This window comes from Rhizobium flavescens (genome assembly GCF_011319365.1).
Genome location: NZ_WXZP01000013.1, coordinates 1 through 12,612, shown reverse-complemented (window position 1 = coordinate 12,612; position 12,612 = coordinate 1). Strand labels below are relative to the sequence as shown.

The window sequence follows — 12,612 nt, the reverse complement described above, 5'->3', positions numbered from 1 at the left end:
AATGCCCAACCAGCTTCTCAGGCTGCAGGAGATGCACAATGGCGAGAAGGTGCAGCCGACCTTCTCGGCGGGCGAGATGGAGCGGCGGCAGAACGCCATGCGCCGTATCCTGGAGGAGCTGAAGCTCGATGCGGCGATCCTCACCTCCTATCACAATATCTGCTATTTCTCCGACTTCCTCTATTGCTCCTTCGGGCGGCGCTATGCCTTCGTCATCACGCCGGAAAAGGCGACGTCGGTCTCCGCCGGCATCGATGCCGGGCAGCCCTGGCGCCGCACCTTCGGCGACAACATCACCTATACCGACTGGCAGCGCGACAATTTCTTCCATGCCCTGCAGCAGCTCCTGCCCAAGGCCTCGCGCATCGGCATCGAGTTCGACCAGGTGAACCTCGATCTGCGCCGGCTGCTGGAAGAGGCGTTTCCAAACGTCGAATTCGTCGATATCGGTTCGCCGACCATGTGGCTGCGCACGATCAAGTCGGCCGAAGAAATCGTCCTCATCAAAGAGGGTGCGGCGATTCCTCTCTGGAGACAGATGTCACATACCCGTCGCGCTGCCCGTCTTGGATGCGGGCTATGAGGAAAACCTATGTTGCGACATGCGGCGACGCAAATAAGTAGGTGTCATGTCGACATGAGCACGGCTTATCGGAGGACGCGCAGCACCGAGAGCCGTCGTCACCGCTGCGTTCTTTCCAGTCGCATCGCGGCGCCGTCGATCAGCATCGTCAATCCGGCTTCGAAGAACAGTTCGTGGCCGCCTTGCCTGTAATGCGCGAGGGCACGACCGGTCAGGGGAAAGTCGGCGGCCGCGGCATCTCCTTACTGACGCGGGGCTGGATGGTCTTCCTGCTGATGCCGCTCTTCTGCCTTGGCGGGAGGCGCGCCCGCACTGCAATCGCTGGTGACAGGAGGGGTCGACGACGAACATCAGGGGCGCATGCAGGGGCTGCTGTCCAGCATGGCGAGCCTGGCGTCGATCGTCGGTCCGCTGGCGATCAGCACCGTCTATTTCGCGTCGTCCGATGTCTTTCCGGGGCGGGTCTCGGTGCTGGGCGCAGCCTGCCATCTGTTATGCCTGTCGGTCGCGTTGGCCCGTCCGCAGGTTGCGGGGGTGCAGGCGTTGGATCGTCGCTCCGGCTGATGTGGCATCGATTTTTGTGGCAATAGATTGGATGCCTGACCATTTGCTTCATTTTTTTGATTGAAAATCTGCTGCAATTACAAAAAATCAAGAAATATAGGCCCTATAAGGAAAAATTTTCATTGCCTGACCGGCTTATGCTGCGACGCGGCATCTTTTCCGATTGAAACCTCCGTTATTTTTGATACAAATGAAATGACAATGAACATTTGGTTCTGAGGCTGGTGCGGCAGTCGCGGATGTTCCATGGAGGGGAGCATGTGCGAGAGCGAGCGGCGGCCGGGAATGGTGTCAGCCATATGGAGGGAATGCCCTTCATCCCGACAGTGCCTTACGAATCTTGGGAGGAATGGATGCGGGTACTGGAGAATGTCGAGCCTCGCGAGGTGATGTTTTACTTCGAGGAGCTGAGTAGCAAGCACCGATGCTCGCAGCATGAAAAACAGGCGACGGATTACATTGCGGAATTCGCCGAGCAGCGCGGCCTGCGATATCACCGGGACGCGCTTCAGAATATCATCGTAAGGAAACCGGGCACGCCAGGATACGAGAATGCGCCGGCCGTGATCCTGCACGGCCACCTCGATATGGTGTGCAAGATCGATGAAGGCTACGCGCATGATTTCGCCAATGGCGGCGTGCGGCTGAAGCTCGACGGTAATTTCATCCGCGCCGAAGGAACCACGCTCGGAGCGGACAACGGCCTGGGCATCGCCTATATGCTGGCGCTGCTGGATTCCACGGACATCCCGCATCCGCCGCTGGAATGCGTCATGACCGCCATGGAGGAAATGGGCAAGGTCGGCGGCGACGGCGTCGACGTGACCCTCCTCACCGGCAAGCGGATGATCGATTTTAACTGGATCGACGAAAGACAATTGCTGGCGGGATGTTCAGGGGACGTGTCCTGCCGGATCCGTATCGACCCTGAGTGGGAGACGCCGGCGGCCGGGCATTCCCCGCTTTCCGTTTCCATCCGGGGCCTGAAGGGCGGACATTGCGAATTCGACATTCATTTCGATCGCGCCAATGCCATCGTTCTGGTCGGCAGGCTGCTGAGGGCGGCGATGCAGGTGGCCGCAGTCCGGGTGGCGACGGTTTCCGGTGGTGTCCAGAACAACGTCATTCCCGCCGACGGGGATCTGCTCCTTTGGGTGAGACATGACCAGATCGACGCCGTCGAGGCGGCCATCGCCAAGCTGACCGCGGTTCTGAAGAACGAATTCCGTTTTGCCGACCCTGATCTGAGGATCGAGACGCGACGCACGCAGCAGCAGATCGACCGTGTTCTTTCCGCGCATGCGACGTCCAGGCTCGTGCGCATCATCGCCTTGCTGCCGAACGGGGTGCAGACGCAAAATCTCGAAGTGCCGGGCAATTGGGAGACGTCCAACAACATCGGCCTGATGGTGACCAAATCGGCCGCGATCGAGATCGTCTGCACGATCACCAGCGCCGTCACCTCGCGAAAGCATGCTGTCCTCGATCAGATCGTGCTGCTTGCCGACCTTGCGGGCGAGGGGGTCAGCGCCGAGCAGATCGGGCTTGATGCACCGGAATTCCCTTGGAACCGCCATTCGCGGATGCTGGAAATTGCCAGGCAGAGCTACGAGCGCGTCATGGGCCGGGCTCCGGATGTTCTGGTGTCGGTGTGCAGCCTGGAACTGGGCATGTTCACCCAGCGGATCGACGGCCTCGACACGATCGGCATCGGCACGAATCTCTACGATCTCCACTCTCCCAAGGAGAGCATGGATCACACGTCCGCTGCCCGCGTGTGGCCGCTGATCAAGGACGTGATGAAGCATCTCGATCATTGAATGCCGGCCATCGCGACCGGTGGCCCCACAGACAACAAGAGTGCAGCGCCTATGCCCCGACGGGCACGGGAGGAGCGAACTTGTCCGTAAATTCAGGGGAAATGCCGTTGGTTATCGGGACACTGCCGCCGGGCGCCGGATGACATGACGGAAAGACCGGGGGCCTGTCGCCGGGCGGCGCACCGAGGCGCCGCCGTGTCCAGGCGCGCAAGGACTTCATTTTGAGGGCAGCACCGGCCCCGTCAAGGCGGCGGGCATTGCGTGCGGCTCCAAGCTTCCGGACCTCCCTGGCGACGATGTCCGGACATTTGTTCGAAAACCCACGCACGGGAATGGTTAACGACTGGTGTCAATAAGGAGAAATACACCATGCGCATATTCGACCGACTTCTGCCCGAACACAACAAACGCCTGAAGATGCTGCTGGCCTCGGCCTTGACGGGCGGCCTTGCATATATCGCCGCAATCGCTCCGGCGACGGCGGCGACCGTCGACAAGAAGGACATGGTGATGGTCGTGTCCGTCATCAACACCACCAATCCCTATATGATTTCGAATATCGAAGGTGCGAAAGCGCTGTCGGAGAAGCTGGAAATCCCGCTCGAGGTCGTCAACTCCAACAATTCCTCCCAGACCGAGATCTCATCCATCCTGTCCATCCTGGCAAGCGGCAAGAAGGTGATCATGTTCGTGAACACCGTCGCCAGCTCCGACGCGCCGACGATCGTCGACGCCGTGAAGCAGGCAGGCGGCTACGTCACGATCTGGTGGAACAAGCCGACGGACTATAAGCCGCAGAGCGTCGGCGACAACTTCGTGGCCTTCCAGAAGATTCCCGGAGTTGAATCCGGTCGTTGCGGTGCGAAGGCGATCGGCGACGCCCTTGGCGGAAAGGGCAGCGTCGTGATGTTCCCCGGCGTGCAGGACAGCACCACCAGCAAGACCCGCGTTGCCGGGTTCAAGACGGAGATGAAGGAGAAATACCCGAACATCAAGATCCTCGACGAGCGCCCGTCGAACTGGGATCCGCAGCTCGCCGCCCGCAACGCCAAGGATCTGATCGTCAAATATGGAAGCCAGATCAACGGCGTATGGAGCGCGGACGACGGCATGCAGATCGGTGCGATGCAGTCCTTCGAAAACGCCGGCCTTCTGGACAAGGTGAAATTCGCCTCCGACGGCCTTTATCCGAAGACGCTGGAGGATATCAAGTCGGGTCGCGGTGGCAACGCAATCGTCGGCGAAACCTTCCATCGGGGCTACATGGCCTCTGCGGTCGGCCTCTATACGGCCTATCTTGCGGCAACCGGCGAGGTGGTGCCGAGCACATTGCCGCCCGAAAAGCGCGAAAGCCTTTTCAAGCTCAGCTGCGTCACGCCCAGCAACTACCAGCAATATCTGCAATACGACGAGCCCGATGCGCCCAAGCAGTTTGTCGAGCGCCTTGTCAAGAACGGCCCCTGGAACACCGAACCGATGCCGCTTGTCGGCGGCGGTTCGAACGAGCAGGGCGAGTTCTGATCCGCCTGTCTTGCAAGACATCGGCCGGGCAGACGCATCCGGCCGATGGACCGGCCCCGAAAACCGGATCGAGGGGCCTCACTGTCAGATCTTGGGATCGGCGATCTGCCTGCCGATCCAGCCAACGGGACCAGCGCCATGCAGGATCATCTATCGAAAATCTGGAAAGGCCCGATCGGATTGATCGCGTCCATCGCCGTCCTCATTCTTCTCTTCTCGGTTCTCAATCCGAGGTTCGCGAGCGTTGAAAACCTGCAGAATGTTCTGTTTCAGGTCTCGGTGCCGCTGATCATCCTGGTCGGGACCAGCATGGTCATTCTCATGGGGTCCATCGATCTTTCCGCCCAAGGCGTCATGGGCGCGGCGGGCATGACCTGGATCCTGCTGTCGCCGAATACGCGGCTGGAGATCGACCTCGGCATCTGGGCCTGGGTCGCCGCCCTGGGGCTGGGGCTTCTGCTCGGTCTGGCAACGGGCGTAATTTATGCAAAGCTGCGCGTGCCGTCTTTCGTGGTGACGCTGGGAACCTGGTATGTCGGGCTCGGCATCGGCATCATTCTCTATGGCAACGGCATGCTGCCCAGCCTCACGGACGAAGCGCTGGCGCGCTGGCCGACGCGCTTGACCCTGGGACTTCCCAATTCCTTCTGGCTGGCGGCCTTCGTGGCGGTCGCGGGGGCGCTGGTCATGCAGTTCACCCATCTGGGCCGGGGCATACTGGCCATCGGAAACAACGAACTGATCGCCCGCAGCAGCGGCCTGCCGGTGTCGCTGATGAAGGTCTCCGTCTTTGGCCTCGCGGGACTGCTCAGCGCGCTCGCCGGCATCCTCGCCACGATGCAGTTGGGTTCCGGATCGCCCGACATCGGCAATGGCCAGCTTTTCACGGTCATTCCGGCGGCTGTCATCGGCGGCACGGCGCTCAGCGGCGGTGAAGGCGGCATGATGCGGTCGACGCTCGGCGTCTTCCTGCTCATCATCCTCAACAACGGTCTGGTGCTGGCAGGCATCAACCCGGATTATCAATCGGGCGTCTTCGGTGCCATCCTGATCGTCGCGATCGTCGCGGTCGCCTGGCCGGAGCGCAGTCGTCTGAAGGTGGCGAAATGACCGAGCATCCTGCAGTTCTGAAGCTCACCGACATCAGCCGATCCTTCGGCACGATCAAGGCGGTCAATTCGGTTTCCCTGGAGATCAGGCGTGGCGAGGTTGTCGGCCTCGTCGGCGAAAACGGCGCGGGCAAATCGACACTGCTGAAAATCCTCGCCGGAATCGAGCGGCCGGACAGCGGCCAGATCGAGATCAACGGAAAGCGAGTGAATTTCCGCGGCCCCAACGATGCGTTCAAGGCGGGCGTCGGCGTGGTGCATCAGGAGCAATCCCTGTTCACGAACCTGACCGTCGCGGAAAACATCGACAAGCAGAACTCCAATCGCCGCGGTCTCAGTCGCTTCGGCATCCAGGACTGGTCGCGCCTCAACAGGGAAGCCGCAGCCGTTCTCGACAAGATCGGCGTCAAGCTCAGTCCCAAGGCAATCGTCGGCGATTTGTCGTTCGTCGACCGTCAGATGGTCGAGATCGCCCGGGCCGTCTGCGTCGATCCCGGCGCCGGCGTGACGCCGCTTGTCATCCTGGACGAGCCGACGGCCGTGCTGGAACAGGCGGAAACCGAGGTGCTGGAGCGCGAAATTCGCAACCTGCGCCGGTTCGCCAGCGTGATCTTCGTCTCTCACCGGCTGGATGAGATCCTGCGGATCTGCGACCGGGTCGTGGTGATGCGCAGCGGCAAGCTGGTCAGCGACCGGCTGACCCGGGACATCACCAAGGACGATCTTTTCAGCTCGATGGTCGACGATGTCGCGATTGCGCCGCATCGAAGCCGGTCTCGCCCGCGGGCATCCGGCAATCCGGCCATCTCGGTGCGGGGGCTGAGCCGGAAGGGTCGGTTCAAGGATATCTCGTTCTCGGCTCATCGCGGGCGCATCGTTGCGCTGATGGGGACCAACGGTTCCGGCCGCGGCGCCCTTGCCAGGTCGCTCTTCGGCGCCGAGGCCCATGACAGGGGAACCATCGAGGTGAACGGCAAGCCGGTTTCCGGCTGGTCCATCGGGCGCGCGGTCGCGGCCGGCTTGGCTTACGTGCCTGCCGAAAGGAAAACGGAGGGTATGATCGGCGGCTTTTCGGCGGCGCGCAACGTGGCGCTGGTGCATCATGATGCGTTGAAAACCGGGCATTTTCTCAGCCCGGGCAGACTGGCGCGCCTCGCGCAGACCTGGTTCGACCGTCTGGATGTGAAACCCAACAACATCGACCTTCCCTTGTCGCAGTTCTCGGGCGGAAACCAGCAGAAGGTCGTCCTGGCCAAGTGGCTGACATCGCCCGACCTGAAGGTGCTCATTCTGGATCATCCGCTTCGCGGCCTCGACGTCGGCGCCTCCCAAGCGGTCAATCATCAGATCCGGCGCGCCTGCGACGAGGGCGCGGCAGTGATCATGATACCCGACACGATCGAGGAGGCCCTCGAGATGGCTGACGAAATTCTCGTGATGCGGGATGGGGAACTCTCCGCGCGCCATGACCTCACGGTCCAGGGCACTCCGGCAATCCAAGACATCATGGCGGAAATGGTATGACCGACAGAACCGATTATCCCACGCAGGCAGCAAACGCATTCCGCGCGGAGGGGACGATGAACCTGCCTGCAAAGCTTCGAGAGATGGCATCCTGGCACACCATGTCGCCGCTTCTGGTTTTTCTGGCGATGCTGCTGACGGTCTCCGTTCTGAATTCCGCCTATCTCGGCCCGCTCGGCATTTCCATCGTGACAGCGTCGGCCGCTCCGATTTTGCTGGTGGCGCTGGGGCAGGCAATGGTCTTGAACATCGGATCGATCGATCTGTCGAACGCGGCGATCAGCCTTCTCGGCTCCATCCTGCTGGCGCTTGCCCTGCCGTCGCTCGGGATAGGTTCGCTTCTTGCCATTCTTCTGCTTCTCACGCTGATCGGCGCGATCAACGGCGCCATCGTGGCCTACACACAGGTGCCCTCCTTCGCCCTGACGCTCGGAACCCTCGGCATCCTGCAAACGGCTGCCCTGGTCGCGAGCGGTGCCGAGACGATCTATGTGAGCGAGAACCGCGAACTGGTGACGATGTTCTACACCTACAAACTCGCCAATGCGCCGCTGACCTTCTGGATCGGGGTTGCGGTCGCCGTTCTCTACTGGTTCGTGCTGCGATTCACCGTGTTGGGACAAAACATGACGGCGGTCGGGAAGAACGAAACCGGCGCCATCTTCTCGGCGGTGCCCAATCGGTTGGTGAAGATCGTGACCTTCGCCATTTCGGGTTTCACCGGCGGTCTGGCAGGGCTGAGCATCGTGGCGCAGGCAGGGTCCGCGTCGACGAGCGGCCTGGGAAGCAATCTGCTCCTGCCGGGTATCGCCGCGGCGCTGGTCGGCGGAACCTCGATTTCCGGCGGCCTGACCAATCCGATCAACGTCGTCTTCGGGGCACTGACCGTGGCATTCGTGCCGATCGCCATCCAGGCCATCGGTGCCGGGGCAGAAGCCCAAAGCCTGGTGTACGGCATTTTCATCATTCTTGTGGTGGCGCTGACGACAGCCCGGACCCGTGATGCCGTGATCAAGTAAGCGCCAGCCCGCCAACGGGCCACGCAGACCGAAGCCTTTCCACCCGAAGCGGGATCGCTCCGGCGCCGGACAACTCCGCAAAAGCAAGATAGTTTATAAGCCGCCGAAACTCCGTTTCGGCGGTTTTCAGCATGCCAGTTCCGGACATTTGCCGGATCGACGTGAGGGCAAGGCGATTGCGTGAGGCAGCCGTAAGCAGGCTGAGCTTGCCTTTCGCTATTCGCACCTGCGCACTGTTGAACGTCTCGGGAATCATCCCCGACAACGCGTCATAACGACGGATATAATCCCGCTATGCGGGATATTTTGCCAAAAAAATGGTTTCGAAGAGAAAATCAGACTTGGCAAAACAGCCGAGTTCGTTGACAGCTTTCCGATCTCCCTTTATGAATTCCAATTATGGGAGATTAAATTCCGAATAGCGGGATTTGTAATCGATTTGTCAGTTTTGGCGCCTGTAGGTGCGCGGCTGGCGCGCGCTATCGGAATTCGCAGCATACTGGAGAGGAGAATTCATGCTAGGGCAGGTCGTGGTGAGCGGGCTGGCGATGGGCGCCATTTATGCGCTTGTGGCTCTTGGTTACGCCTTCGTCTGGAAAACGATGAACATCGTGAACTTTGCGGCCGGCGAGTTCCTGACCTTCGGCGCGTTCGTTTTCGTCGCCACATTCGTCACCCGAATGGGTCTTCCTTTCTATATTGCGGCCCCGCTGGCCATGCTCGCGATGGCCTGCCTTGGTGCCGCCTTTTCGCGCATCGTGTTTTCGCGTCTTCAGAAGCAGCGTACCATCGTTGCCATCATCGCCACCGTCGGCTTCGGACTTTTCCTCAAGGAAACCGCCCGCATCATTTACGGTCCCGAGCCGCTGCTCTATCCCGGCCCGTTCGGTTTCGACACGCTGAATTTCGGCGCGATCAGCATTTCCAAGCAGCAGATCCTGGTCTTCGCGGTCGTTCTCGTCATCATGGCGCTCCAGTATCTCGTGTTGCGTTATACGATGATCGGCAAGGTCATGCGTGCGGTTGCGCAGGACCGCGAAACGGCAGCGCTCATGGGCATCTCCGTCAATTGGGTTCTGGCCGGCACCTTCGCCTATGCGAGCGTTCTGTCGGCGCTCGGCGGCATTCTTCTCGCGCCGATGTTCTTCGTGACCACCGAACTGGGCACGCTTGTCGGCCTCAAGGGCTTCGTCGCCATGATCATCGGCGGTTTCGGCAGCGTTCCCGGCGCGATCATCGGCGGATTGATTCTCGGGCTGGGCGAGAACGTCGCCGCGTTCCTGATCTCGTCCACCTACAAGGACGCCATTGCCTTCATCGTACTTCTCGCCTTCCTTCTGGTCCGTCCGGAAGGCCTGATCCCCGAAGCAAACGCCGATCGCGCCTGAGGAGAAGCCTGCGATGAACGTATCCATGCGCGTGCGCAAGGTCATTCTGGCCGTCATCCTCATTGGCCTGTTGCTGCCGCCCTTCATCGGTGTCAACGGCTATGCATTGCAGGTTCTCAACCTCGCTTTCATCTATTCCATTGCCGCGCTAGGCGTGACGATTGCCACCGGCATCACCGGCATGGTGGTTCTGGGGCAGGCGGCCTTCATGGGCTTCGGCGCCTATACGGCCGGCCTGATCATGACCGGGCTCGCGCTCCCCTGGTGGATCGCGCTGCCGGTCGCGGTGGTTGCAACCGGCTTTCTCGGCGCGGCCCTCGGCCTGGTCAGCACCCGCATCAAGGGGCACTATCTGGCCATCACCACGCTTGGCCTCAACGAGATATTCCGCCTGGTCGTCTTGAACGAATCCTGGCTGACCGGCGGACCGTTTGGTCTGCGCGACATCCCGACGCTCAGCCTTCCGTTCATGGGCGGCGGTCTCTCGCAGCAGCTCTACATTCCGGTTTTCCTGCTGACGGTGCTGGCCTATGCGGTTGCGCTGCGCATCTACCGCACCGCATTCGGCCGCCAGATGCGATCGATCCGTGACGACGATCTCGCCGCCGAATCCATGGGCGTCAATTCGCGGTGGGTGCGGGTTCTGTCCTTCTCGCTGTGCAGTCTCTATGGCGCCATCGCCGGCGCAGCCTTCGTGCTGGTCTTCGGCTTCATTTCGCCCAACAATTTCCTGGTTTTCGAAAGCATCAAGATGCTGCTGATGGTCGTCATCGGCGGCCTGGGTTCGATCGGCGGCACCTTCCTCGGCGCGCTCGTCGTGGTCGGATTGCCCGAAGCGCTGCGCGATCTTCAGACCTATTATCTGGCGATCTTCGGCCTCGGCGTCGTGGTCATTCTTCTGACCGTGCCACGCGGGCTCGGCATCATCGCCGACTGGTTGCTGGCGCCCTGGCTTCCCGGCGAGGAAGGCGATGCGATCGCCGATGCAAGGGCCGAGGACAGCTCCAGCGAGGAAAGCGTCGAACAGGAAGAGAAGCGTGCGATCGCCGTGGCGGCGCGGCTGCAGGCCGAGCGGGAGCAATCCGAGGCGGCTCGGATCCGTCCTGCCGCCGGCCCCCTGCTGGTGGTCGACAACGTTTCGAAGTCCTTTGGCGGACTCGTTGCGCTGAAGGATGTGTCCTTCACCGTCAATCGGGGCGAGATCCTTGGCCTCATCGGGCCGAACGGGTCCGGCAAGTCAACGATGATCAACGCGTGCTCAGGCATTGTCGGGGTTTCGTCCGGCCGCATCTCCCTCGATGGCCAGGCGATCTCCGGGTTGCCGGCCTGGGACGTTCATGCCGCCGGCGTGGCGCGCATCTTCCAGAACGTCCGCGTCTGGAACACGATGACGGTCCTGGAAAACGTGATGATCTGCCATCCGGCGACGCGGCGTGCCCGCATCCTGACGGGCGCGATCGGCACGGCGCTGGCCCGCTCGGACGAGGAACTGGCGCGCGAGGAGGCGCTCAAGGCGTTGGACCTGATGGGCATCCGCCATCTCGCGGCGCGGCGCGCCAGCGATCTTTCCTTCGGACAGAGCCGTCTCGTCGAGCTGGCCCGCGCCATCGTCAGCAGGCCGAAGCTGCTGCTTCTCGATGAGCCGGGCGCCGGCCTGCGCGGCGGCCTGATCATGGAACTGGCCGAAATCCTGAAACAGCTCAGGAACCAGGGGATGACGATCCTGGTGGTGGAGCACCGCGTCAAGCTTGTCGTCAGCATGTGCGACCGCATCGTGGTGCTCAACCTGGGAGACAAGATCGCCGAGGGCTCTGCCCAAAGCGTGGCACGCGATCCGGTTGTGATCGACGCCTATCTGGGAGGAAAGGTCGAGCGCAAGCGCAGGCCTAAGATCGTGGAGAGTGCGACCTGACGCCCGGTGGGGAAGATGCAGGCGCAACAAGAGGAGAAGACAAGCATGAGGAAGAATTTCGCACCGACGCTTCTGGCCGGATTGATCGCCCTCGGCAGCATGGCGACGGCGGCCGTCGCCGCTGACGTGACCATCGGCGCCTCGGCCCCGATGACCGGCCCGCGGGCATTGCTCGGCAAGTATTTCAAACAGGGCGTGGACATGGCAGTCGAGGAAATCAACGCCGAAGGCGGCGTTCTCGGTCAGCCGTTGTCGGTCAGCTTCGAGGACGACCAGGCGGACAATCCGAATGCGGCCATCAACGCGATGAGCAAGCTGAAGGAAGTCGGCAAGGTGCCCGTCGTTCTCGGCCCCCATTTCTCGGTCGCTCAACTCGCCACGATGAAGACCTATTGCGATGGCTCGATGATCTCGATCACCGGCGCCAGCGGCGTGCCGGTAACGCAGCAGGGCTGCGATTTCGTCATCCGTATCCGTGGCAACGACAATCTCCAGGCGCAGGCGCTGGTGGCCTATGCGCTGGAACACCTCAAGACCACCAAGATCGGCGTCATCTCCATCCACGACGACTTCGGCAAGGGCGGAGCCGAGCGTGTCGTCGCCGCCTTGAAGGACAAGGGCATCACACCGGTCGCCAATGAAAGCCACAATGCCGGCGACACGGACTTTTCCGCTCAGCTTTCGCGCCTGAGTTCGGCCGGCGCGGAACTTGTCATCATGTGGACGCATGACAACGAGTCCGCGCTGATCGTTCGCCAAGCTCGTCAGTTCGGCCTCAACTTCAAGTTCGCCGGCAGCACCTCGCTCAGCCAGCCGGCCTTCATCAACCTGGCGGGTCCGACCGGCGAAGGCGTCATCAGCGCCACCGACTTCCTGCCGGCAAACCCCGATCCGAACGTCAAGGCTTTCGTCGAGAAGTTCCAGAAGAAGTATGGCGAACTGCCGGAACTCTATGCCGCGACCTATTACGACAGCGCCAAACTGGCCGCCGAAGCGATCAACATGGCCGGCAGCACCGATGCCAAGAAGGTGCGGGAAGCCTTCGGCAAGATCGACCGGCAGGGCGTTCTTGCGCATTACAAATGCGAGCAGAACGGCGACTGCAATCACCAGACCAACATCATCGAGATCAAGAACGGCCAGCCCAACCTGTTGACTGTCGTCAAGTTCTA

Annotated in this window: 10 protein-coding genes; all 10 read left to right on the top strand. The window is 61.4% G+C overall.

The window, feature by feature from the left end:
- The coding region (locus GTU70_RS01130; RefSeq protein WP_235914678.1) for an aminopeptidase P family N-terminal domain-containing protein at positions 1–583 on the top strand (583 nt) is incomplete at its 5' end.
- A gap of 291 nt (positions 584–874) precedes the next feature.
- Entirely contained in the window at positions 875–1,147 is a 273-nt protein-coding gene (locus GTU70_RS01125; protein WP_235914677.1) for a tetracycline resistance protein, read from the top strand.
- A gap of 299 nt (positions 1,148–1,446) precedes the next feature.
- On the top strand, positions 1,447–2,967 hold the full coding sequence (gene pepD, locus GTU70_RS01120; RefSeq protein WP_166096935.1) for a beta-Ala-His dipeptidase: 1,521 nt from the start codon (positions 1,447–1,449) through the stop codon (positions 2,965–2,967).
- A gap of 369 nt (positions 2,968–3,336) precedes the next feature.
- Complete coding sequence (locus tag GTU70_RS01115; RefSeq protein ID WP_166096934.1) at positions 3,337–4,488, top strand: sugar ABC transporter substrate-binding protein; 1,152 nt, start codon at positions 3,337–3,339, stop codon at positions 4,486–4,488.
- A gap of 45 nt (positions 4,489–4,533) precedes the next feature.
- Positions 4,534–5,598: an ABC transporter permease gene (locus GTU70_RS01110; RefSeq protein WP_166096932.1), complete on the top strand. Its 1,065-nt coding sequence runs from the start codon at positions 4,534–4,536 to the stop codon at positions 5,596–5,598.
- Positions 5,595–7,121 carry a sugar ABC transporter ATP-binding protein gene (locus GTU70_RS01105; protein WP_166096931.1) on the top strand — a complete coding sequence of 509 codons (1,527 nt, stop codon included), beginning with the start codon at positions 5,595–5,597 and terminating at the stop codon, positions 7,119–7,121. The genes GTU70_RS01110 and GTU70_RS01105 overlap by 4 nt, the downstream gene beginning before the upstream one ends.
- Positions 7,118–8,140, top strand: a complete 1,023-nt coding sequence (locus tag GTU70_RS01100) for an ABC transporter permease (RefSeq protein WP_166096929.1) — start codon at positions 7,118–7,120, stop codon at positions 8,138–8,140. Before GTU70_RS01105 ends, GTU70_RS01100 begins: the two co-directional genes overlap by 4 nt.
- 515 nt (positions 8,141–8,655) lie before the next feature.
- Positions 8,656–9,528, top strand: coding sequence for a branched-chain amino acid ABC transporter permease (locus GTU70_RS01095; RefSeq protein ID WP_166096928.1), 873 nt, complete (start codon positions 8,656–8,658; stop codon positions 9,526–9,528).
- Positions 9,529–9,541: 13 nt separating this feature from the next.
- Complete coding sequence (locus GTU70_RS01090) at positions 9,542–11,440, top strand: branched-chain amino acid ABC transporter ATP-binding protein/permease (RefSeq protein ID WP_166096926.1); 1,899 nt, start codon at positions 9,542–9,544, stop codon at positions 11,438–11,440.
- Positions 11,441–11,455: 15 nt separating this feature from the next.
- The coding region (locus GTU70_RS01085) for an ABC transporter substrate-binding protein (RefSeq protein ID WP_166096925.1) at positions 11,456–12,612 on the top strand (1,157 nt) is incomplete at its 3' end.